The 20,943-nt window shown below is 43.8% G+C and carries 25 protein-coding genes and 1 pseudogene; 13 read left to right on the forward strand and 13 right to left on the reverse strand.

Annotation, left to right across the window (positions count from 1 at the left end):
* Positions 1-15: 15 nt before the first annotated feature.
* Positions 16-1,266 carry a DUF2066 domain-containing protein gene (locus tag BCV39_RS13345; RefSeq protein ID WP_048661238.1) on the forward strand — a complete coding sequence of 417 codons (1,251 nt, stop codon included), beginning with the start codon at positions 16-18 and terminating at the stop codon, positions 1,264-1,266.
* Between the two features lie 110 nt (positions 1,267-1,376).
* Here BCV39_RS13345 and BCV39_RS13350 read toward each other — a convergent pair whose 3' ends face one another.
* From BCV39_RS13350 to BCV39_RS13365, 4 genes are all read right to left on the reverse strand, one after another.
* On the reverse strand, positions 1,377-1,814 hold the full coding sequence (locus BCV39_RS13350) for a DUF2069 domain-containing protein (protein WP_057622309.1): 438 nt from the start codon (positions 1,812-1,814) through the stop codon (positions 1,377-1,379).
* Complete coding sequence (wrbA, locus tag BCV39_RS13355; RefSeq protein ID WP_048661240.1) at positions 1,811-2,404, reverse strand: NAD(P)H:quinone oxidoreductase; 594 nt, start codon at positions 2,402-2,404, stop codon at positions 1,811-1,813. The genes BCV39_RS13350 and wrbA overlap by 4 nt, the downstream gene beginning before the upstream one ends.
* Before the next feature lie 6 nt (positions 2,405-2,410).
* Positions 2,411-2,761, reverse strand: coding sequence for an arsenate reductase (glutaredoxin) (arsC, locus tag BCV39_RS13360; protein ID WP_102432041.1), 351 nt, complete (start codon positions 2,759-2,761; stop codon positions 2,411-2,413).
* A gap of 122 nt (positions 2,762-2,883) precedes the next feature.
* Positions 2,884-4,338, reverse strand: a complete 1,455-nt coding sequence (locus BCV39_RS13365; protein WP_057622310.1) for a M48 family metallopeptidase — start codon at positions 4,336-4,338, stop codon at positions 2,884-2,886.
* Positions 4,339-4,516: 178 nt separating this feature from the next.
* On the opposite strand from BCV39_RS13365, the gene BCV39_RS13370 reads away from it, so the two are divergent.
* The 3 genes and pseudogenes from BCV39_RS13370 to BCV39_RS13380 form a co-directional block, all read left to right on the forward strand.
* Complete coding sequence (locus BCV39_RS13370; RefSeq protein ID WP_004738640.1) at positions 4,517-4,756, forward strand: sulfurtransferase TusA family protein; 240 nt, start codon at positions 4,517-4,519, stop codon at positions 4,754-4,756.
* Positions 4,749-5,825: an AI-2E family transporter gene (locus tag BCV39_RS13375; RefSeq protein ID WP_008222960.1), complete on the forward strand. Its 1,077-nt coding sequence runs from the start codon at positions 4,749-4,751 to the stop codon at positions 5,823-5,825. The genes BCV39_RS13370 and BCV39_RS13375 overlap by 8 nt, the downstream gene beginning before the upstream one ends.
* Positions 5,826-5,838: 13 nt before the next feature.
* Positions 5,839-6,972: pseudogene (locus tag BCV39_RS13380) on the forward strand (IS3 family transposase); the annotation flags it as partial.
* A gap of 81 nt (positions 6,973-7,053) precedes the next feature.
* Here BCV39_RS13380 and BCV39_RS13385 read toward each other — a convergent pair.
* The gene (locus tag BCV39_RS13385; protein ID WP_102432040.1) at positions 7,054-8,568 is read right to left on the reverse strand and encodes a hypothetical protein; all 1,515 of its coding nucleotides are present in this window, start codon (positions 8,566-8,568) and stop codon (positions 7,054-7,056) included.
* Positions 8,569-8,663: 95 nt separating this feature from the next.
* Here BCV39_RS13385 and BCV39_RS23365 point away from each other — a divergent pair, with 95 nt between their 5' ends.
* From BCV39_RS23365 to BCV39_RS13400, 3 genes are all read left to right on the forward strand, one after another.
* Positions 8,664-8,873: an RHS repeat-associated core domain-containing protein gene (locus BCV39_RS23365; RefSeq protein ID WP_241902295.1), complete on the forward strand. Its 210-nt coding sequence runs from the start codon at positions 8,664-8,666 to the stop codon at positions 8,871-8,873.
* Between the two features lie 607 nt (positions 8,874-9,480).
* Positions 9,481-9,651: a hypothetical protein gene (locus tag BCV39_RS23065; protein WP_157933146.1), complete on the forward strand. Its 171-nt coding sequence runs from the start codon at positions 9,481-9,483 to the stop codon at positions 9,649-9,651.
* Between the two features lie 8 nt (positions 9,652-9,659).
* Positions 9,660-9,968, forward strand: a complete 309-nt coding sequence (locus BCV39_RS13400; protein WP_102432039.1) for a hypothetical protein — start codon at positions 9,660-9,662, stop codon at positions 9,966-9,968.
* 560 nt (positions 9,969-10,528) lie between these two features.
* Here BCV39_RS13400 and bcp read toward each other — a convergent pair.
* Positions 10,529-10,999, reverse strand: coding sequence for a thioredoxin-dependent thiol peroxidase (bcp, locus tag BCV39_RS13405; RefSeq protein ID WP_102432038.1), 471 nt, complete (start codon positions 10,997-10,999; stop codon positions 10,529-10,531).
* Positions 11,000-11,011: 12 nt separating this feature from the next.
* A complete protein-coding gene (locus BCV39_RS13410; protein WP_017632494.1) occupies positions 11,012-11,554 on the reverse strand; it encodes a glycine cleavage system protein R in 543 nt (180 codons plus the stop codon).
* Between the two features lie 374 nt (positions 11,555-11,928).
* Between BCV39_RS13410 and dapA the strand changes: the two genes are divergently transcribed.
* Both dapA and bamC read left to right on the forward strand, forming a co-directional pair.
* Positions 11,929-12,807 carry a 4-hydroxy-tetrahydrodipicolinate synthase gene (gene dapA / locus BCV39_RS13415; protein WP_017632493.1) on the forward strand — a complete coding sequence of 293 codons (879 nt, stop codon included), beginning with the start codon at positions 11,929-11,931 and terminating at the stop codon, positions 12,805-12,807.
* Between the two features lie 48 nt (positions 12,808-12,855).
* Positions 12,856-13,902: an outer membrane protein assembly factor BamC gene (gene bamC, locus BCV39_RS13420; protein ID WP_102432037.1), complete on the forward strand. Its 1,047-nt coding sequence runs from the start codon at positions 12,856-12,858 to the stop codon at positions 13,900-13,902.
* A 145-nt stretch (positions 13,903-14,047) separates the two neighbouring features.
* Here bamC and BCV39_RS13425 read toward each other — a convergent pair whose 3' ends face one another.
* The 4 genes from BCV39_RS13425 to BCV39_RS13440 all read right to left on the reverse strand — a co-directional run bounded on the left by BCV39_RS13425 (position 14,048) and on the right by BCV39_RS13440 (position 16,582).
* Entirely contained in the window at positions 14,048-14,257 is a 210-nt protein-coding gene (locus BCV39_RS13425) for a DUF2897 family protein (RefSeq protein ID WP_102432036.1), read from the reverse strand.
* 8 nt (positions 14,258-14,265) lie between these two features.
* On the reverse strand, positions 14,266-14,940 hold the full coding sequence (locus BCV39_RS13430) for a M15 family metallopeptidase (RefSeq protein WP_048661246.1): 675 nt from the start codon (positions 14,938-14,940) through the stop codon (positions 14,266-14,268).
* Positions 14,941-14,985: 45 nt separating this feature from the next.
* Entirely contained in the window at positions 14,986-16,122 is a 1,137-nt protein-coding gene (gene dapE / locus BCV39_RS13435) for a succinyl-diaminopimelate desuccinylase (protein WP_102432035.1), read from the reverse strand.
* A 112-nt stretch (positions 16,123-16,234) separates the two neighbouring features.
* A complete protein-coding gene (locus BCV39_RS13440) occupies positions 16,235-16,582 on the reverse strand; it encodes an ArsC family reductase (protein WP_102432034.1) in 348 nt (115 codons plus the stop codon).
* Positions 16,583-16,787: 205 nt separating this feature from the next.
* Between BCV39_RS13440 and BCV39_RS13445 the strand changes: the two genes are divergently transcribed.
* Positions 16,788-17,075, forward strand: a complete 288-nt coding sequence (locus BCV39_RS13445; protein ID WP_004741665.1) for a helix-turn-helix domain-containing protein — start codon at positions 16,788-16,790, stop codon at positions 17,073-17,075.
* A 52-nt stretch (positions 17,076-17,127) separates the two neighbouring features.
* On the opposite strand, the gene BCV39_RS13450 is transcribed toward BCV39_RS13445, so the two are convergent.
* Entirely contained in the window at positions 17,128-17,460 is a 333-nt protein-coding gene (locus BCV39_RS13450; RefSeq protein WP_102432033.1) for a DUF4156 domain-containing protein, read from the reverse strand.
* A gap of 12 nt (positions 17,461-17,472) precedes the next feature.
* A complete protein-coding gene (locus BCV39_RS13455) occupies positions 17,473-17,817 on the reverse strand; it encodes a DUF2956 domain-containing protein (RefSeq protein WP_102432032.1) in 345 nt (114 codons plus the stop codon).
* Positions 17,818-17,926: 109 nt separating this feature from the next.
* Between BCV39_RS13455 and BCV39_RS13460 the strand changes: the two genes are divergently transcribed.
* The 3 genes from BCV39_RS13460 to BCV39_RS13470 all read left to right on the forward strand — a co-directional run bounded on the left by BCV39_RS13460 (position 17,927) and on the right by BCV39_RS13470 (position 20,632).
* A complete protein-coding gene (locus BCV39_RS13460) occupies positions 17,927-18,388 on the forward strand; it encodes a DUF2919 domain-containing protein (protein ID WP_048661250.1) in 462 nt (153 codons plus the stop codon).
* A gap of 65 nt (positions 18,389-18,453) precedes the next feature.
* On the forward strand, positions 18,454-19,377 hold the full coding sequence (locus BCV39_RS13465) for a Dyp-type peroxidase (protein ID WP_102432031.1): 924 nt from the start codon (positions 18,454-18,456) through the stop codon (positions 19,375-19,377).
* Between the two features lie 121 nt (positions 19,378-19,498).
* Entirely contained in the window at positions 19,499-20,632 is a 1,134-nt protein-coding gene (locus tag BCV39_RS13470) for a flagellin (RefSeq protein WP_102432030.1), read from the forward strand.
* Positions 20,633-20,943 lie beyond the last annotated feature (311 nt).

Here is a 20,943-nt window from a genome sequence, read left to right on the forward strand (position 1 = left end):
AATATTAGGATCAGTATGCGCTACATAGCATTGTTGTTGATGGGACTATTAGCCTCTCCGAGTTATGCCTTAACTCAAGTAGATATTTTTAGTGCTGAAGTTGCGATTAACGCTGAAGACAAACAGCCAGAACAAGTGGCAAGAAATACAGGTATGGAGCAGGTATTGATACGTGCGACCGGCCAAACTGATGTCGCTTCGAATGAGACGATTCAAAAGGCGATGCGCAAGAGTTCGCAGTACATGTCTCAAATGAGTTTTGGTGAAAGCAATGACCAATCAACATTGCGTATGCGTTTTAACGGTGCTCAAATCCGTTCGCTATTGACTCAAGCACAGTTACCGTACTGGCCTGACACGCGTTCAAACATCCTTGTTTGGCTGGTAGAAGAGGACAACTACGACAAGAATATCGTCTGGGAACACTCTAACTCGCAGTTAGCAGCGGGCTTGCAAGCAAACGCAAAAGAGCGCGGTTTGCCTCTAACGCTGCCTGTGGGTGACTTTGACGATATTACGGGTATTGCAACTTCTGATTTGTGGGGCAGCTTTGTTACGCCAATCAGTAAAGCGAGTCAGCGTTACCCTGTTGATGCTGTATTGGTGATCAAGGCTCAATCTTCAGGTCTACGTTGGACTCTATACGATCAAAAGCCAAGTCAATTGACGAGCGCACCAACATCGCCTGTAAGTGGTTCTTTATCAGGTAACAGTGCCACGACTTCTAAGAAGTTAGTCGACCAAATCAGTAACTACTACGCAGGAAAAAGTGCTGTGACGGTAGCGAGTGAGTCATCAGAATCGATTTTAACGCAGTTTATTAGCCTGAATAATGCTCAAGACTTCTTTCAGTTGGAAAACGCACTTAAGCGTCTCAACTCGGTGGCAAGCCTAGATATTCTGAAGATTCAGAACAACGAAGTAACTTTCCGAATTCACTTATTGTCGACTCAACAAGAGTTTGAGCAAGAAGTTGCAAGTATTCGCCAAGTTGCGAAGGTTGAAGAATCTTACATTGAGCCTGAAGTGAGCCCTGAATTTGAAACTCAAGACAACACCATGTCTGTAGGCGATGATTCAACAGACGCTGCTGAAGTCGTTGGTGACGAAACTGACTCAGGCGTACAAGTGATTAATGGCAACGAGGTATCTGAGGATACTGAGCTAACGAACACGCCTGACGCAACGCTAGAGGAATCTAACACAGCTGATACTGCGCCTGTACATGCTAAGCCAAGCTTGGTCTACGAGTGGGTTCGCTCATAATTGTCTGCTGACATGACTGATTAAAATGACACATTAAAAAGCCCTGCAAGAGCAATCCTGCAGGGCTTTTTGTTTATCTAGTGTCTGTGTTCAAGAGCAACGTATCAATATTATTGCTCGAATTTCGCTTTTTCTTTCTTTTCTACTTCCGAAAGGCGCTTCAACTTGATGCCTAACTCTTTAGCCCTAAAGCGAGTAAATAAGATATTGCCCGCGAAACCAAGAGTCGTCAGAAGCAGTTCTACAGCCGCTAACAAGCGTTCACCATCATCTACATACAAAATAGTTAATGCGTGTAGGAAATAGAGCATCAGGACGAAATTCGCCCAAGCGTGCGTATAAGGCTTACCGGCTAAAATGCCTGGTAATGGCAGTAACAGCGGTATTGCCCAAGCAATTGCCAGTGTTACGTTACTGAGGTGAGGGTGCGGTGAAAGTGTCATTTGCCAAGCTACCACCCAGAATAAAAGCAACAAGTTGCCCGCTAAAGCAAGGTAGCGAAATAGCTTGGTTTTGGGAGACATCGCCTTCTCTGACATGTATATCATTGAGAGATTCCTTTCTGATTCATAGCAATGCGCGCGAGGCGTTTACCTAGGTTCTGCGCCAACTCAATTTCTTCTTTGCTTAATGAAGCACTTTCGCCTGTGCTGCTTGCACCATAAGGCGTACCACCGGTTTGAGTGGTGTGCAGCGCAGGTTCTGAGTAGGGGATGCCCACGACTAACATGCCATGATGCAGCAGAGGCAACATCATGCTTTGTTGTGTCGTCTCTTGACCACCATGCAGTGATGAAGAAGAAGTGAATACACAAGCTGGCTTATCGATGAGATCGCCATTGATCCACAGTGACGTCGTGCTATCCCAAAAGTGCTTCATCGGCCCGGCCATGTTACCAAACCAAACCGGACTGCCTAGCGCTAAACCATCACAAGAGCGTAACTCTTGTAATGTTGCAATAGGGTCGGTTGGTTGATGACGCGAATCAGGCTGCTCTTCTACGGTATACACGTCGTTCACTGTTCTCAGCATAGCTTCACACTCAGGGATGGACTCCACCCCTCGTGCAATCTGTCTTGCTAAAGCTTGTGTGTTGCCATGGCGACTATAATAAAGAACAAGAATGTTAATGCTCATATCGGATTACAGAATCTCTAATATTTGCTCAGGTGGACGACCAATCTTTGCTTTGTTGTTCGCAACAACCACAGGGCGCTCGAACAGTTTTGGATTTGTTGCCATTGCTGAGAAAAGATCTTCATCAGTTACTGATGCATCATCCAAGTTTGCTTCTTTGTAGTCCGCTTCTTTGGTACGCATCATGTCGCGAACACTGTCAAAACCCAGTTGAGTGAAAAGCACTTTTAGCTGCTCGACAGTTAAAGGCGTGTCTAGGTACTTGATAACTTCAGGTTGTACACCGTTTGTTTCAAGCAATTCGAGAGTTTGACGGCTCTTTGAGCAACGTGGATTATGATAAATCACGACAGACATGGTTCTTCCTCATTATTATTTTTGATTTAATTGTTTAGCTGAAGCCACCAGAGGCGACTTCTTTTTTGTGTAACGTTGAGCTTTCTTTTTATTCTTGCAACGAGCGGTTACCAGTAAACATATTATTGTAGCGACAAGAAGCGCTCTCGTTGAATCATTAGTTGATCAATTCGAGCGTCGTAGCGTGCTTGTTTTAGGCTGCCTAGTTCTGCGATTTGGCTCGCCTGCGTGTAGTACTGAATCGCTTTGTTCCAGTTGGCTTGTAGTGCCAAAATTTCTGCACGAGCAGCCAGTTCTTCGTCGCTATTACCAAGGCTCGTATTTACTTTTGAAAGTAGGTGCCAGCCATTGGTGTCATTCGGGTTATCGTGCGTGTAACGCTGCAATACGCGAACTGCTTCTTGTAGATTTTCATTTTCAATTAGTGCATTGGCGTAGTTGATGGTCAGAACTGGGTTGTTTGGCTGACGAACCAGTGCCGACTTAAGTTCTTTAATCGCAATCTCAGGCTGTTTCTTCTCGATGTGCAGATCAGAAATAGCATCTAGATAAAACAGGTTGGTCGGGTCGCTGTTAATCAGTTTATTCAGAATTGGCTCTGCTTTGTCTAATTTTTTAGAATCTAGGTAAACCAGCGCTTGCCCATACTCTAACGATGGAACCAAGGCTTTAGGGGCTTTCTTCAGCTGACGCTCAAACCAATCAAGAGCAGCATCGTTATTAATGCCAGCATAGCGCGCAACAATGCGGGCTCTTGCAAGATGGTAGTCCAAAGACGGAGCTAGTTTCAGTGGCGGGTAACTACGAGCACGAGCACGTGAATCTGTAATTCGGTCTTCTGGTAATGGGTGAGTCAGTAGCATTGGAGGTGGTGTGCTCGCATAGCGGTATTCATCGGCTAAGCGGCCAAAGAAGCGTGGCATTGCATTCACATCAAAGCCAGCTTTCGCAAGCGTGTTGATACCAAAGCGGTCAGCTTCTTTTTCATTACTACGTGTGTAGTTGATCTGGCTTTGCATATTACCCGCTGTCGTTGCCGTTAGGGCTGCAATGCCCGCTTCAGGAGCTGCAATCGCCAGTAATACAGAAGCCGCAAGTGCAGCAATGGTTGCTGGAGAACGGCGAGCTTGATCTTCCATACTACGTGCTAAGTGACGTTGGGTAACGTGCGCGATTTCGTGCGCTAATACTGAAGCCAATTCACTTTCAGATTGTGCATGCAGGAATAGACCTGAATGCAAAGCAACATAGCCACCAAAGAAAGCAAAGGCGTTGATGTTGCGGTCACGGATCATAAAGAACTGGAAAGGCGTCTTTACATCATTTGCGTTAGCGACCAGACGATGACCAAGCGTATCAATATATAAGTTTAAAACTGGGTCGTTTACGATAGGCTGGCTGCTTCTGATGATACGCATGTAGGCATCACCATAGATAAGCTCTTGGTCGATAGAGAGTGTGCCGCCAGCAGCGGTACCGATATCGGGTAGCTCCAAACTATTGGTATTCGCCAACGTTGGGGTGCTTAATGTAGCTGCGATGCATAAGCAAGCAATTGAGCGAGCGCGTTTAAACATATTAGTCAGTAATACTCCGTTTCTTCTGACAGTAAGACAAGTGCAATGCAAATTGGTTCTTTATCTGGTTTAACCTTTGTTAAGTGCGTGCGCTATCCTGAAGGAAGATGAATCAATGATGGCACGTTTTCAAAAACAGATTACAATATGCCCCTTATAATAAGCATCGAGCCCAAGAATGACACCTAATATTCTAGATTTACGCCAAGAGCGCTGCCCAATGGCGTTATTATTAGCCAAGCGTCACAGTGTAAAGTTAGAAGTAGGGCAATCTTTGTCAATTTATGTATCAGATAACAGTTCGATGAAAGATATTGTTACTTTTTTGTCTAAGCAAGCTTATGTTGTCATGACAGAAGTTTGTTCTAATTACCACCATCTCCTCGTCACTAAAAAGGAATCGCAGTCAGATGCTTGAAATGGTCAGTCGTTGGTATAAACGACGTTTCTCTGATCCACACGCTGTCAGTTTGGTTGCCATCATTCTATTCGGCTTTATTACTATCTACTTCTTTGGTCACCTGATCGCACCGCTGTTGGTGGCGATTGTGTTGGCTTATTTACTTGAGTGGCCAGTGACTCAACTTCAACGACTCGGTATTCCCAGAACGCCATCGGTGATGTTGGTGATCTTGATGTTCTTTAGCCTAATGCTACTAGCGATATTCGGATTAGTGCCAACCATTTGGGAGCAAGTGGGTAACCTGATCAATGATATTCCTAGCATGTACGGTAGCTTGCAGAAGTTCATTGCAACGATTCCAGAGCGTTACCCTGAGCTTGCTAACTTACAGATTGTTGAATCTGTAATGTCTAACGCGAAGAACAAGGCGTTGGGTATGGGTGAGAGTGTGGTGAAAGGCTCGTTAGCGTCTCTGGTTAGCTTAGCGACGCTAGGTGTTTATCTGATCTTAGTACCACTGCTTATTTTCTTCTTACTGAAAGATAAAGAAGAGATGATCAGAATGGCAAGTGGTGTGCTTCCTCGAAACCGTCGCTTAGCGACCAAAGTATGGGAAGAGATGAACGAACAAATCTCGAACTACATCCGCGGCAAGGTGCTAGAGATCTTAATCGTGGGTGGCGTCAGCTATGTAACTTTCGCTATTTTAGACCTTCGCTACTCTGTGCTGTTAGCGGTTGCTGTCGGTTTCTCGGTATTGATTCCATACATTGGTGCAGCGGCGGTAACCGTACCGGTTGCTATTGTTGGCTTGTTCCAGTGGGGGCTTGAGCCTCAATTCTACTGGCTATTGTTGGCTTACGGCATTATTCAAGCCCTAGATGGTAACGTGTTAGTGCCGGTTCTGTTCTCTGAAGCAGTGAATCTGCATCCTGTTGCGATTATTGTGGCGGTATTAGTGTTTGGTGGACTTTGGGGCTTCTGGGGCGTGTTCTTCGCGATTCCACTGGCGACTTTAGTGAAGGCGGTTTGGAATGCCTTGCCGAGCCATGCGCTAGATGATGACCCTGTACACCATCAGTAACGAAATAAGTGACAAAAAAGGCGAAATGACTTATAAGCAAGTTCAAGAGCGTTATGGGATCCAAGGTCGCTCTACCGTTTTAGTTTGGCTTCGCAAACATGGTCAACTAGATTGGTCTAAAGGAATAGAACAATCGAGAGCGTTAGGAGCGACTGTGTCAAACTCTTCCTCAACTCAAACCCCAGAGCAACGAATCAAAGAACTCGATCAGCAATTAGAAGAAATTCAGCTCAAAGCTGAGTTCTTTGAAGCGGTTGTAAAAGTCATGGATCGAGATTTCGAAGTCCGAATCTCAAAGAAGCGCAAGGCCGAGTTATTAAGGAAAAAACGGTCAGAAAGTTGACCGTCACCAAAGCTTGTCACTTCATAGGTATTACACGACAAGCTTTCTACAAGCGCTGTGTTGCAGAAATTCATCAGACAAAGAAAGATGAATCTGTACTCGGTTCTGTGAAGGAGCAAAGGATGATGCACCCTCGTATAGGGACTCGTAAGATCAAGTATTTACTTGCTCAAAACGATATTGAAATCGGGCGAGACCGCTTATTCTCTCTGCTGAGAATGAATCGATTATTAGTACCGAATCGAAGGGCTTACCATCGAACCACAAACAGTAATCATCGCTTTTACTGCCATCCAAATCGAATCAAAGAAGGCTTAATACCGGAAGGACAAGAGCAATTATGGGTTGCCGATATTACTTATCTAGCAACGCGGCGTGGTAGTACTTATCTCAGTTTAGTGACGGACGCTTACTCAAGAAAAATCGTGGGCTATCACATAAGTGATTATATGAAAGCTCGCACGGTCAAGCAGGCCTTTTTAAACGCGTTGAAAGAGCGGAAGAATACAGGTGAGCTTGTCCATCACTCAGATCGAGGTGTTCAGTACTGCTCTGTAGAATACCAAGAGTTGCATCGACAGTATGATGTATCATTGCTCAATGACTGATGGCTATGACTGTTATCAGAATGCGTTGGCAGAGAGGATCAACGGAATACTGAAGATGGAGTATCTGTTGAATAAGCCTAATGATTTAGATGAAGCAAAGAAAATGGTCGCTGAATCAGTAAAAATCTATAATGAATATAGGCCTCACACAGCTCTAAAATACAAAACGCCCGATGAAGTACATCGAGCGTTTTAGTCAATCAAGTGTCAACCCATATCAGGACGGGTCAATACTGGCGATTTAAAAAGGTATCTGCCTATCTATTTTCCAGAGCCGCTAATCTCTCAGTAAATACCTTAGTTTTTCGATAATGACTTTCCCAAATCTTTTATCATCTAGGACTGCGCACATACCGACTCTGTCTTCTTTCATTATCAAATCACAGACAAACTCACCATTGAATCGGCTTGGGTCGTTAAGATTTATCTTCAAATCAATCGTTTTGGTCTTAACTTCTCTGTTTTCTAATTTTTTCTCATAACCAATAATATGAAGCTCAACCGCCTCTTTTGGAAACATAACTTCATAGCTTTGTTCCCAATCAACATCGGCATCATACCATTTCAGTTCGCCCATTATGTCTAGTTGGTTACAAGGTTGGCCCGAAAGGAGCAGACACTGCGAGGATTCTGGTTCGTAACAATGACTCCATTGATAAGTATTAGCACAGTTCATTTGCATCTCTTGATATTGTTGCCGAGTAAGAGAACATAAAGACTTCACATCGCGGTACTGGCACCGTTCTGGGTGCTTAAATACCATAAATTGATGCCATTTTACCATCGTATTTCTAACGGGACGGTAGTCTTCAAAGGTTTGCCAATACTCCATTTGTTCTGGTACTTGGTAGGCGGAGGTTTGATAACTGAGAATACTGTCTTGCCTGTTTGAGCTACTTTCAAAGGCTCTCAATTTTTCGGCAAAGTTTAATAAATTGGTGTCAGAAAGCGTTATAGGCTCTCCCGCAGCATAGGCCTTTATCACGATGTCATAATCTTGTTGGTACTGTCGATATTTCTCTATGGTCTCATGATCTAGGTCACCGGAAACGAGCGTCATGTAATTGGCTGATATCTGTGCCGCCGTTTTTGCCATATCCTCGTTCCGCAGTGTCTTTGATTTTACTTGTAACAGCAAAGAGATCTCACGTCCGTATTGCACACCATCGATAAATTCATCACCACAGAGAGATCTAAAATTACGTTTGCTGATTTCAGTATTGGTCTCCAGCAATGCTTGTGCTCTTTGGTCAATGGCGGGCCAGGCGTCACGGATGAGTTTTCTTGTTCTTTCTTGAATAATAAAGGCCACTGTATTGTTTTGTTCTAGGTTTTGAAAGCTATTGGATACGTCTCGTCGAAAGCGGGCAGAAGCAGAAACGCCACCGTAGCGCCCATCGACATTCATGGAAAGTGCAGAAGAGAAAAATTCATCGACCTCCGATTTGCTAGCAACAATTCGCCCTTCAACGTATCGGCTGAAGTTATCTATTGTTTGATACTCACGGTTAAGGATGCAGCGATTTCTTATCGGTTGCTCGGAAACAAGGTTGAAGCCATAACCGAGTATATTGGCCTCAGAAGTCGCGGGGCTGTCTTTATTATTGGAGCGCACAGAACGAGAGAAACGGTGCCTTGCATCAAAGCGCAATTGATCGATTTCACTTGGTGTTAAGCGAACCACTCGCGCTTTCTCCCATAGGTTTACTTTATCTACAGAGTTCGGCTGTGCGATAGTCTGTGTACTGATGAAAAAAGCACACAGAAAAATGCACCTGACTAAATCAAACATTTTGATACCGTTATCAGAAAAATTAATACTATTTAATGAGATAAGGTTTATTTTTGCACTGAATAAGGCTGTGAATTGTGAAGTGATAGGGAATATTGCGTGAAGATGGCCCGTTGGATGTAGTGCAAGAAGCGATCACTAACCGCGGTTACACCGGCCACGAAGAGATTGTGGAAGTCGGCTTAGTGCACATGAATGGCCGGGTTTACGATCAGGAATTAGTGCGATTTATTAGCCCAGATCCGTTTGTTCAAGCTCCGTATGTCACTAACAGCTTTAACCGATATGCTTATGTGATGAATTAATCCTCTAAAGTATACTGATCCTACTGGGTACTTTTGGGGAGGGAGTTGCAATACCGATGGAACGATGCGTGATGATCGTGGTAGGGAAATTGGGCGTTGGGATAACGGGAATGGCAGAAGAAATCAGGATAGGAGTAATGTCTCAAGGACATCTTCTAGAACAAAGGAAAAAGAGGAGTTTATTTCAGACTCGGTTACTGAAATAGCATCTTTCCCGGGCAAAACAGACCCAACACTAAGCGCGGAAATGGAGAGGCTAGAAGGGGTATTGGGAGATCTACAAACGCGAGCCAATCTCTTGATGTCAATGCGAGTAAACTAGCATCGGCTCCATTCTCTGATGTAATGGGGCCATTTAGTGAGATGAAGCCGAAGGATCCTACAAAGTTAGAATTTGACTTTAGTTATTCTAAAGGTACTCAGGTTGGAAAGAGAAAGAGCTTTGATATAACAACGAGTTCAAATGGTGAAACAGTGACAAACTCGATATCAATAAACGTTGGCCGAACTGGTGTTGAGTTTACCAGAGATGAACAAACAAACGAGATTAATGTTACTGGCAAATATGGAGTAGGTGTTGGTGGGAAACACCTAGGTGCAGGTGCTCATGGGGCATCTTGGTATAGCTGCGGATGCAAGCATAGGTGGTGCTGGAGGCTCAATGAAATATGATGTAGATATGAAGCAACTTAATGAAAATAGTCAAATCAATGGAATTCATGACTTTATAGATAACACCAATACTCAAATTCATGGCAATCCACTAAATAGCTTCTAGGGAGTTTTATGTATCAAATATTAGTTTTTTTGTTAGCACTATTTATGTCATCACAAGTTTTCGCTGATGGAGATATAAGCTGGGTTAACGCTAAGAATAAGTATTCTTGTACAAAAGAATTAGATACCTGCTTCTTGGAGGACTTTACTTCAGAAGAAGACTCAAAGGTTGTTGATGGGATATTTTTCTACTTGGATAATATCAATTATCTCAGTCATTATTATAACAAAACCAAGTTCCTCGATAGGCTAGATAGCATATCTAAAAAAAATGAGAACTACGCGTTTTTGATCGAAGCTATGCGACAAGAGAGTTAGCTTTTATTCTTATTAAATCTAGAGATTTAGATGATTTAGAGCTGGCAGGAGATATATTCAGAATATTTTCTGAGATTGGTGATGAAGAGGATGTATATAACTATGAAGTATATATTAAAGGAATGAAGAACTTAAACGACAACCAATAATTTCTTTCTCACCTTATTCATTGTTTTTTGATATGGAAAGACGTTTGTTAGGCTTAGAAAATGAAATTTTGCGTTGTCAATAGTATTTTTATTTCTTCAATAGGACTTTTCAATATCAAGTTTTATATTGGGCAAGTGGAGTGTAGTCGTGCTGATAATACTGATGAAATATTTACATGGAGGCGTTAGTGAAGGCAGTTTGGAATGCCTTACCGAGTCATGCTCTCGATGATGACCCTGAACATCAGCGGTAGCCTCTGATAGCCAATAGCAATTGAACAAGCTATTAATTTGAATAAGTATAAAAAAGGCGACTATCGATGATAGTCGCCTTTTTGCATTTGGCTTAGTGAGTGGTGTATTTAGATTCGCTAGGTATGAACTTAGAGAATCAACTCACTGAAATCGAGATTAAGCTTCTGGGTTGAAGTAATTTAAAACCACTTCGTGGTGAGTCTTGGTTTTGAACTTATTGAAGACGTGTTCAATCTGACCTTCTTCATCGATTAGGAAGCTAATACGATGCAGACCATCGTATATTTTACCCATAAACTTCTTCTCGCCCCAAACGCCAAACTGTTCAGCAACGCTGTGGTCTTCGTCAGACAGCAGTGTGAAGTTTAGAGATTTCTTCGCAACGAAGTTTGGTAGGCGTTTTACAGGGTCAACACTTACACCTAAAACAACCACATTTAGGTCATCAAGCTGTGCTTTGATATCACGCAGGCCTTCAGCTTGCACAATACAACCCGGAGTCATTGCTTTTGGGTAAAAGTAGAAAAGTACTTTTTTACCTTTGAAGTCACCAAGAGATACGATATTGCCATCTTGATCTGGAAGAGAAAAAGCAGGTGCTGGAACACCAGCCGTTAGCGTATTCATGACATTTCCTTTTTAAAGACTGTTTTTGATAAAGTTGAGCGAGCCTTGGACTGATAGGCTCTGACACAGCGAATTGAATTCTTCTTGTAGCTGCATCAAATTACATTCTGATTGCACAGAAGCGGTAATAGAGATATGGAATTGGTCGTTATCGAGCTGAACCTTGGACTTATTGATGGTCTGCGCGCTAAGCGAGTCGAGGCCGATATTGCGGTCTGCGAAGAACTGAGTGAATTGCTCGGTCAGGCCGAGTTTGTCGTCTGACTCAACGAAAACTTCCAGCGTGTAGGAGTTCTCAATAACATCATGAGGCGAGGTTCGCTTCATAATCGTAATCAAGTCGTGCTCTTGGCCAAGCAAGGGCAGGGTGGTTTCAACGCGGGTAATGTTATTTGCCTTTCCAGACAGTAGCATGATAAGCGTAAATTCTTCGCCAAACAGAGCGATACGGCTATCAATAATGTTACAGCCTGATTGGGTGACTAAATGAACCACTTGGTTGCATACACCTGGGCGATCAGTGCCCACAGCTGTGATTACTAGATGTTGAGTCATAAAATCACGTCTCTTTATATTCCATTGATTCATGCATGTTAGCACAGTTAGCTTGTGGAATAAGCGTGCGTAAGGGGCTTTTTATGAGCCACCTTGCTTCTAACATGTAACCAATGATAAGAATGTCAGGTGCGTTAAAAAACGAGATAGAGTGATGAGAGCACAGCTTACTTGTTACTGACATCCAGTTAGGTGCTATCCGCTAGATTGAGCGCAGGTTACCCAAATTCTAGGTAGAACGCTGTTAGAAGTCGTTTTACCTCAAACATACGACAATATTTAATGCAGATGTTGCCGGTAAGCCACTTTAATGTCTTGTGTTTATTGATTGGCTTACAGTAACATGCAAAAAGAATAAATTAAGGGAGATAGACATGTTTTCAGGAAGTATCGTTGCGCTAGTTACGCCATTTAACGCAGATGGCGAAGTGGATTTCGACAGCCTTAAAAAGTTGGTTGATCACCATGTTGCTGCAGGTAGTGATGGTCTGGTTGCGGTTGGCACAACAGGTGAGTCTTCAACACTCACAATTGAAGAGCATGTCAAAGTCGTCAACAAGATCGTTGAATTTGCTGATGGTCGTATTCCCGTTATCGCTGGTACAGGTGCAAATGCAACTCACGAATCTGTTCTATTCAGCCGTTTGTTGAATGGTTCTGGTATTGCAGGCTGTCTGAGCGTAACGCCTTACTATAACAAACCGACTCAAGAGGGTTTGTACCAACACTACAAAGCGATTGCTGAAGTCAGTGACGTTCCACAAATCCTATACAATGTTCCTGGTCGTACTGCTGTAGACTTGTTGCCAGAAACGGTTGCTCGCCTTGCTGAGATCGAAAACATCGTTGCACTTAAAGATGCGACGGGTGATCTCGACAGAATTGCAATTCACCGTGAACTTTGTGGCGAAGACTTTATCTTACTAAGTGGTGATGACTTAACAGGTCTAGAATTTGTTAAGCGTGGTGGCGATGGCGTGATCTCTGTAACGAATAATGTTGCAGCCGCTGATATGGCAACCATGTTCAAGCTAGCAAAAGAAGGTAAGTTTGAAGAAGCAGAAGCGATCAATGAGCGTTTGATGCCTCTACACAAGAATTTGTTCGTTGAATCTAACCCTATTCCCGTAAAATGGGCGGTTCATAAAATGGGTCTGATCGCTGAAGGTGGCTTACGTCTACCGCTGACTGAACTGTCAGAACCAGCTCAACCTGTTGTTGCTCAAGCAATGACTGAAGCGTGCATTTACTAAAACGTATGAAGTGATGCCGAAGCGAACTTTCGGCATTTAGGAGTATAAATGAAGTATTCTCACCAGCTAGTGATTGGGTCACTGGCTGTTTTCGTTCTTACAGCATGTTCTGGCAGCCCGACTCAACGTCGCCAAGCCAAAGATGATTTCGAATACTTAGAAACACCTGAGTTTTCACAATGGCAGTTGCCTGAAGATGCTCAGCCTCAGTTCTACCCAAATTTTGACATCCCAAGCGGTGAGTTCAGTGGTGGTACAGGTCGTGAAGTTGATATTCGCCCACCGCAACAGGTTCTTGAATTGATCCCGGGTGCTCGCGCTGAGCGTCAAAATGGTGAAGTGACACTATGGCTTCTTCGTGCTGAAGAGGCAGACAGAGTGTGGCAAACAGCAGTAGATATGCTAGCTCAACGTGGTATTGGTATTCGTGAGCAATCCGAGAATGAGATTGAGACTGATTGGGTAACTTGGGTTTCTGAAGATGAAGACGTAGAGCTTGGCAGCCGCTACTCTATCTCTCGTTTCCAAGCGAACAACCGTCATGGCTTTAAGATTAACCTTATTGATTGGCGTGAAGGTACTGAAGAGAAGCCAGTAACGGCAACCAATAAAGAGCGTTACAACGCGTTCTTAACTAACTTAGTGATGGCTAAGTACGATGAAAACCTTCGTGCTGAAGCAGCTTTGAAAGCACAAGAGTTGGTGAAGCGTATTCCGATCTCAATGGGTGCTGACCGAAGTGGTTTCCCTGTGATTATTGCTCGTACACCATACAATGTATTCTGGCAGCGTCTGCCAAACTTGTTGCCTGCTATGGGCTTTGAGCTTGAAGAGCGCAACCAGTCTCAAGGTACAGTGAAAGCTAAGTACGCCGCGCCAGATGATGAGTTCTGGGAAGAAATTGGCCTACAGCCTATCGATTTAGCGCCAGGTACTTACAACTTCCTATTTGGTGACCTTGGTAACCGTACGTCGATTAACGTAACGGATGCATCAGGTAAGCCAGTAGAGGAAGAGCTGCTTAAGTCAATGGTTCCGGTACTAGCGCATATTGCTGACCAGACCAAAGATGACAAAGAAGCGAAAGCTGAGTAGTAGCACTTAAGCAATCACAGAGCTGGTTTCAATCAGCTCTGTGATTAGCTAAAGCCAATAAAAAAGAGGACACATTGTGTCCTCTTTTTTTTTGTTCGTTGTTATCAGACTATTAGTTAATCAAGTGGATACCCAAAGTAAAAAGCTATGCGTCTTTGTTGTCTTTGGATTCTTCTTTTTCAGCTTTCTCTTGATTCTGCTTATCCAAGCGATTGAGTTTATCTAAATCTCGCTCTGTTTTACCACGACCTGTCAGATCCATATTGGCAGTCTGTTTAAGAGCTGCGATGTTACCCACCACGACGCTAACCACGATGATGATGATAACCCAAGGGTTTGTAAGCCACTCCAACATAAGCGCTCCTAATGACTGATATTCGCTACGAAGCGTGCGTAGATCTCGTCTAGCTGCTCCATAATAATCTCATACCCTAATATTGGCTTAGATTGGAGTTGCTTGCCAAGTAAAGTGGGAGATAACTGTGATAAACACGACTCCGAAACGTTACGATGGCTAATATGCCAAGGTTCTATCGCCACACCACCCAGGTCTTGACTGTAAGGGAAGAAGAACCCAAATTGTTCAGCATGAACCGATAGCCATTGGTAAAACGCTTGCTGGTGGCCGGTAAGGTATTCCCATGGTTCTAATTGCAGCTGTGTGCTTTCAGGTAAGAGGTTACGAGCAAAGACATCGAAGTCACAACCCCAATGGTGACGACTCGCACCGGGAAGCGCAGACCATCTCAAGATAGCCGACAACTTTTGATGTTCAGTCAGTGTTGAAGCATCAAGTGGTTGGCTCTCTGAATCTAATATCAGAGCTTCGCCAGAAAACTTACGGTTCCAAATCAAAGATTGTCTTTCATAGTCGCGAAAGCCACTGGCAATCTCCATTTTAAAACCAGCGAGTTGAGCAGCTTCAATCAAATTGTTTAGGTCATTCTTAACCTCACTGTGAACCAAGAAGGTCTTGGTACCGATCAGGCTAGGTTCTAGATGAGAATCTGATTGTCCGGTAAGCTGCTCTGGTGTCATAACGAGTCTCTCAATAATTAGATGCTATGAATCGCTGATGAAAGACTATTTAGCGAACAGGTTCACTAATGTTCTTTCGTACATGTCAGTTAGCTTTTCTAAATCAGCTACTTTCACGCATTCGTTAACTTTGTGAATCGTCGCGTTCACAGGGCCTAGTTCAACGACTTGTCCGCCCATGCGCGCAATGAAGCGGCCATCAGACGTACCGCCAGTCGTTAGTAGTGCTGGTTTAACATCATTCACGTAACCTACTGCATCAACAATAGCATCAAGCAGTGAACCTGCGTCCGTTAGGAACGGGTCGCCATTGAATGTCCACTTAAGATCGTATTCGAAATCATACTTATCGAGTGTTGTTGTGATTCGCTCAACGATGATGTCGTTGCTTAACTCGGTACTAAAACGCAGGTTAAACTGAACATTAAACTCACCAGGGATCACGTTTGACGCGCCAGTACCTGCACTTACATTTGGAATCTGGAAGCTTGTTGGTGGGAAGTAATCATTACCCTTGTCCCACTCAGTTGTTGCCAACTCGTTGATAGCAAGCAGAGAGCTGTGTACTGGGTTGTTCGCTAGGTGAGGGTAGGCAACATGACCTTGTGTACCTTTAATCGTTAGATCGCCTGTGATAGAGCCACGACGGCCGTTCTTCACAACATCGCCTACGAACTCAGTGCTTGATGGTTCACCAACAATACACATGTCGATGTTCTCACCGCGCTCCATCAGTGCTTCAACAACACGTACGGTACCGTTGATGAACGGGCCTTCTTCATCCGATGTGATAAGGAAACCGATTGAACCTGTGTGGTCTGGATGCTCCGCAATGAACTGCTCGACTGCAACAATCATTGAAGCCAGAGAGCCTTTCATGTCCGCCGCGCCGCGTCCGTGTAGGAAACCGTCTACGATAGTCGGTTCGAATGGCTTAGTGTCCCACTGTTCAATTGGGCCTGCAGGGACAACATCTGTATGGCCAGCAAAGGCAAACAGAGGCGCCTCGGTACCACGACGAGCCCAAAAGTTCGTCGTATCTTCAAATACCATTACTTCGATTTCAAAACCGAGCGCTTTTAAGCGATTAATCATCAGCTCTTGGCAACCTGCATCTTCTGGTGTTACCGATTGACGGCTGATTAGGTCTTTTGCCAGAGCCAAAGTTGGGCTATCTGTCATCCTTGAATTCCTTGTTTAAATAAAACTTCTAGTCATTGATTTCAGGCGTTGAACAGGCGAAGTTCAACGCTTTGTTATCTGTTCTAATATTACTTATTACGTAAATTGCTGATTACGCAAAAATAGCCGCGTATTGGTCAGCTTTGAAGCCAATATGAAGCTTGCCATCGACTTTCAAGACAGGGCGCTTAATCATTGCTGGTTGTTCAACAAGCAGAGTGATTGCAGTTTGCTCCGTTAACGTGTCTTTTTGCTCTTGAGAAAGTTGGCGATAAGTCGTACCACGTTTGTTTAGTACAAGCTCCCAGCCAAGCTCTGAGCAAAAGTTTGTTACTAGCTCTTCAGTGATGCATTGTTTGCGATAATCGTGAAATTCGAACTCGATACCTTCAGATTCGAGCCATTTCTTTGCTTTTTTGATGGTGTCGCAATTTGGGATACCAAACATAGTGATAGTCATTATTCTTCCTTTGGGTGATTTTATTTCATTGTTATGAGTTGAATCCTATCAGGAAGCAGCAATTCAGACAAAATAGAGTGAGGAATATTTCATTGAGCGAAAAAAAACAGTAAGAAAATGTCACTATTGGAGACTTATTGATCAGCCTCAACATGTTGTTAGCGAAAAAAGAAATAATTGAGTTGCACATATATAGGAGGTGTCAATGGAGTTGAGTCCTGTTTTTGCAAGGCGGCTATATTTAGCATTGTTAGTCGAAAGCCTTGATAGGCCAAATGTGCCTAAACTCATCGAAAAAACGGGTTGGCCTCGTCGTACTATTCAAGATGTACTCAAGGCGTTACCGGGGATCGGTATCGAACTTATGTTTGTTCAAGATGGGCGACGTCATAATGATGGTTATTACCAGTTATCCGACTGGGGACCATTTGACAGTCAGTGGGTTCTAGAACGTAAAGGCGATATAGCAACAAGCCTTGGATTTAGTGCATAAGCCAGCGAAAGCTGGCTTTCTTTTTTTGTATGCCGCTAAGTAGAGCTGTTGGTTACTCGCAAAGATAAGCGGTGCCAAGCATGGTAACCGAAGTCGCAAAATCTTGAGGTAAGGTAAAGATGACGGTATCTGCGCCTAGCTTAATGGCATTCGACTTAAGCTCATTCATCGCACCTTGAATCAGGGTGTCATTGGGAAAGAACAAATAGCTGTACCAGTGACCTTCGCTGCCAGTAACTTCCCCTTTATACTCACACTGCTCGGTGTTAATCAGGCCGTGGTAATCCATTTGTACCTTGTCCGCTTTATTATGAGGCGTTGATGTGGGTGTGGTACACCCGAGTAACATGCCACTCATAGCCAAAGCGACTAATTCCTTTTTCATACGTTTACCCTGCTATTGCATCAAATAAATCGCGAAGCCTACCCAGCTTGCAATCAGTAATAACCACGGCAGTATATTGGCGTGGTTTGATGGTGTTTCAACACTTGTTTCGATCGTGTCTTCTTGGTTTTGGTTAGCTTGTTGAGTTTGCTTCTCTTTTTGTACGCGCTTCTTCGCTTTATCGGCTTGGCGGCTGCGCTCTTTTTGCTGTTTCTTATAGAGCGCAATGCCTTTCTCAATCCCCTGAGCAATCAATTTAGTTTGTTCTTTGGTCTGAGCAGGTTTTTGAGTCGCTTTGGCTATCTTCAGTGCTTCTTGTTGAGATTCAACAGACGGCGTATTAGTTTTCTTTTTCATACTGAGTTCGATAATTAAAACGGATTGGCTACTAAGATAACGCAAAGCTAGTTAAGTATGAATGATTTGCGTTAAAGTGTTGGTTTGAAAATAAGTGAAAGTGAGATTTGTGCGGTACTCCATAGAACAATACGACAAGCACGGCTTTTTGAAAGCCCCGATCTTGCTCTGGTTAGGTTGGTTGTTTCTTGCTAAAGCCTTGGTCGTTTTCATTGTTGCAGGCGCAAGCCGAGAATCGGGAACGGATATCCTCGAGATAGTCTACCCAGATCATCAGATGTTTTATGTTGGGATTGCATTGAGTATCCCTAGCTTATTACTGATGTGGTTGTTTGGACTCAGAGCGCCAGATAGAAAACGCCTTAATAAAGTGGTGTCGTGGGGGCGCGGGGTGACCATGATGGCTATCTTGGCACAGAGCTCCCATACGATTTATTTAATCTATTTGGATAACGGATGGTTCCGTTGGTCAAATGGCATCACCCTATTGTTGCTGCTGTGGTTGGCGCTTTACCTAACCAATAGCCATGCTGCAAGGGATTGCTTTAAAGTGGTTGAGCACGAAGACTGATTCTCATCAAAACATTTGTCCCATTCACAATTATACTTAGAAGCTAAAACTGGAAGGAATAATCTATGCTTAATGTTTCAAATGAGCAGCCTAACGTTCAAAGTGCTATTTTGCCTGAAGCTGGGCCTTTCGCTCTTTACGTTCAACTTAAAGTGAACGCTAATACTGCTAATGTACTAGCAGAAATTCAAAAGCTTCCGACTCTAATCGAAGAGCTAAACCAAACTCAACCTGATGCGAACCTAACGGCGTCGGTTGCGTTCTCAAAAGCTTTTTGGGATAAGTTCGAGCAAGCTGCTCCCTCTGATCTAATTGATTTCCCTGCGCTTGGCGAAGGTGATGTGACAGCACCGAGCACACTGTCTGATGTTTTGATTCACTGTCATTCAAACCGACATGATCTGCACTTCTTCATCCTACGTAAATTGCTATCTGAAGTAGCGGCAGACGTTGAAGTAGTGGATGAAACTTACGGTTACCGCTTCCTAGACTCACGTGACATGACTGATTTCGTTGATGGCACTGAAAACCCGAAAGACGCACAGCGCGCTGAAGTGGCGATTGTGCCTGAAGGTGAATTCGCGGGTGGTAGCTACGTGATGGTGCAACGTTTTGTGCATAACCTACCTGCTTGGAACCGATTAAACGTATCGGCACAAGAGAAAGTGGTTGGCCGTACTAAACCAGACTCTATCGAGTTAGATGATGTTCCAGCAGCGTCTCACGTTGGCCGTGTGGATATTAAAGAAGAAGGCAAGGGTCTTAAAATCGTTCGTCACAGCCTGCCCTACGGCACAGCAACGGGCGATCACGGTTTACTGTTCATTGCTTACTGTAACGTTCGTCATAACTTTGATGCGATGTTAGAGAGCATGTACGGCGTAACCGATGGCAAAACAGACCAACTGCTTCGCTTTACTAAAGCCGTTACTGGCGCTTACTACTTTGCTCCTTCAACTGAGATGTTGAGTGCATTAACGATTAAGTAAGCCGTCTCAAAAAGAATGAACAAAAGGAGCCTCAGGGCTCCTTTTTTATTAAAGCTTTATATGAATTGGTCGATATAAGAGCAATCGTGAGTTTTATTCATCTTTTTGTAAGTGAAGGTCTATGGCTATAACTGTTAATACAAATGTCTCAGCGCTGGTGGCTCAGAGAAACCTCTCTAATGCCAACAACATGCTGAACCAATCTTTGGAGCGCTTGGCTTCAGGGAGTCGTATTAACAGCGCTAAAGACGACGCTGCAGGCCTGCAAATCTCGAATCGACTTGAAGCGCAGATGAGCGGTATTGATGTCGCTGTTCGCAATGCGAATGACGGTATCTCCATTATGCAAACTGCAGAAGGTGCGATGAATGAAACCACCAATATCATGCAACGCATGCGTGACTTGTCCCTACAAGCGAGTAACGGCTCGAATAGTTCATCAGAACGAATCGCCATTCAAGAAGAAGTGACCGCCTTAAATGACGAGTTGAATCGAATTGCAGAAACCACCTCATTTGGTGGAAAAAAGCTCCTTAACGGTAGTTTTGGTAGCTCGTCATTTCAGATCGGTGGTAGTTCTGGTGAAGCGGTGCAAATCGGCCTGAAAAGCATGCGCACCGATGACATCAACATGGGGGGCTTTAGTTATGTTGCCAGTGGCATGGCAAGTGACTCGTGGGAAGTAAAATCCAACCAGAATGATATGACGATGTCTTTTACCGACCGTTTTGGTCAGCCTCAAGAGATCGCCATTAATGCTAAAGCGGGCGATGACATTGAAGAGCTGGCGACTTACATCAATGGTCAAACAGATCTGGTATCGGCTTCCGTCAATGACGAAGGGCAACTTCAGATCTACATGTCTGGCGAAGATACGGCCGGCACGATCTCTTTCTCAGGTTCGTTAGCCAGTGAACTTTCGATGTCGGCGGGTTATTACGAATCTGTCGACGACATCAACGTGACCGATGTGGGTGGTGCGCAGCGTGCTGTCTCTATTTTGGATACAGCGATGAAGTACGTGGATAGTCATCGTTCTGAATTAGGCGCAATGCAAAACCGCTTTGATCATGCGATTAATAATCTCGAAAATGTTCATGAGAACTTGGCGACATCAAATAGTAGAATTAAAGATACTGATTACGCCAAGGAAACCACTCAAATGCTTAAGCAACAAATTTTGCAGCAGGTGAGCACCACAATATTGGCCCAAGCAAAGCAGGCGCCGAACCTTGCCTTAACCTTATTGGGTTAACAAATTGCCTAAAATATTATAAATGTGTTTCGGCTTAATCAGTCCGTTTGGTTAATTAAAATACAAATTGTCGCTCGACCGACTTCTCGGCAACTTTAGTGTTTTTCTCATCTTTTTTTGATAATTTTACTGCCAGTCACGCTTTCTTCTCCTTTATCGCTATTTCTTTAATTTTGTTGTTTTTTTCCTAAAGGTTTCGCCAATCACGCCGTTATTAAAAGTAACTTAGAGATAACTACTTGGTTTTCCGAGACGTCGGAAACCGCTATACCGGAAAATCAATTGGAGAAGTCACCATGGCAGTGAATGTA

The sequence above is a fragment of the Vibrio sp. 10N.286.55.E10 genome (assembly GCF_002872555.1).
Classification (GTDB): Bacteria; Pseudomonadota; Gammaproteobacteria; order Enterobacterales; family Vibrionaceae; genus Vibrio; species Vibrio crassostreae.

What these genes read in the sequence shown, in the direction of transcription:
- BCV39_RS13345 (WP_048661238.1), top strand. Translation starts at nt 16, where the DNA reads ATGCGCTACATAGCATTGTTGTTGATGGGACTATTAGCCTCTCCGAGT.
- BCV39_RS13350 (WP_057622309.1), bottom strand. Translation starts at nt 1,814, where the DNA reads ATGATATACATGTCAGAGAAGGCGATGTCTCCCAAAACCAAGCTATTT.
- wrbA (WP_048661240.1), bottom strand. Translation starts at nt 2,404, where the DNA reads ATGAGCATTAACATTCTTGTTCTTTATTATAGTCGCCATGGCAACACA.
- arsC (WP_102432041.1), bottom strand. Translation starts at nt 2,761, where the DNA reads ATGTCTGTCGTGATTTATCATAATCCACGTTGCTCAAAGAGCCGTCAA.
- BCV39_RS13365 (WP_057622310.1), bottom strand. Translation starts at nt 4,338, where the DNA reads ATGTTTAAACGCGCTCGCTCAATTGCTTGCTTATGCATCGCAGCTACA.
- BCV39_RS13370 (WP_004738640.1), top strand. Translation starts at nt 4,517, where the DNA reads ATGACACCTAATATTCTAGATTTACGCCAAGAGCGCTGCCCAATGGCG.
- BCV39_RS13375 (WP_008222960.1), top strand. Translation starts at nt 4,749, where the DNA reads ATGCTTGAAATGGTCAGTCGTTGGTATAAACGACGTTTCTCTGATCCA.
- BCV39_RS13385 (WP_102432040.1), bottom strand. Translation starts at nt 8,568, where the DNA reads ATGTTTGATTTAGTCAGGTGCATTTTTCTGTGTGCTTTTTTCATCAGT.
- BCV39_RS23065 (WP_157933146.1), top strand. Translation starts at nt 9,481, where the DNA reads ATGGGGCATCTTGGTATAGCTGCGGATGCAAGCATAGGTGGTGCTGGA.
- BCV39_RS13400 (WP_102432039.1), top strand. Translation starts at nt 9,660, where the DNA reads ATGTATCAAATATTAGTTTTTTTGTTAGCACTATTTATGTCATCACAA.
- bcp (WP_102432038.1), bottom strand. Translation starts at nt 10,999, where the DNA reads ATGAATACGCTAACGGCTGGTGTTCCAGCACCTGCTTTTTCTCTTCCA.
- BCV39_RS13410 (WP_017632494.1), bottom strand. Translation starts at nt 11,554, where the DNA reads ATGACTCAACATCTAGTAATCACAGCTGTGGGCACTGATCGCCCAGGT.
- dapA (WP_017632493.1), top strand. Translation starts at nt 11,929, where the DNA reads ATGTTTTCAGGAAGTATCGTTGCGCTAGTTACGCCATTTAACGCAGAT.
- bamC (WP_102432037.1), top strand. Translation starts at nt 12,856, where the DNA reads ATGAAGTATTCTCACCAGCTAGTGATTGGGTCACTGGCTGTTTTCGTT.
- BCV39_RS13425 (WP_102432036.1), bottom strand. Translation starts at nt 14,257, where the DNA reads ATGTTGGAGTGGCTTACAAACCCTTGGGTTATCATCATCATCGTGGTT.
- BCV39_RS13430 (WP_048661246.1), bottom strand. Translation starts at nt 14,940, where the DNA reads ATGACACCAGAGCAGCTTACCGGACAATCAGATTCTCATCTAGAACCT.
- dapE (WP_102432035.1), bottom strand. Translation starts at nt 16,122, where the DNA reads ATGACAGATAGCCCAACTTTGGCTCTGGCAAAAGACCTAATCAGCCGT.
- BCV39_RS13440 (WP_102432034.1), bottom strand. Translation starts at nt 16,582, where the DNA reads ATGACTATCACTATGTTTGGTATCCCAAATTGCGACACCATCAAAAAA.
- BCV39_RS13445 (WP_004741665.1), top strand. Translation starts at nt 16,788, where the DNA reads ATGGAGTTGAGTCCTGTTTTTGCAAGGCGGCTATATTTAGCATTGTTA.
- BCV39_RS13450 (WP_102432033.1), bottom strand. Translation starts at nt 17,460, where the DNA reads ATGAAAAAGGAATTAGTCGCTTTGGCTATGAGTGGCATGTTACTCGGG.
- BCV39_RS13455 (WP_102432032.1), bottom strand. Translation starts at nt 17,817, where the DNA reads ATGAAAAAGAAAACTAATACGCCGTCTGTTGAATCTCAACAAGAAGCA.
- BCV39_RS13465 (WP_102432031.1), top strand. Translation starts at nt 18,454, where the DNA reads ATGCTTAATGTTTCAAATGAGCAGCCTAACGTTCAAAGTGCTATTTTG.
- BCV39_RS13470 (WP_102432030.1), top strand. Translation starts at nt 19,499, where the DNA reads ATGGCTATAACTGTTAATACAAATGTCTCAGCGCTGGTGGCTCAGAGA.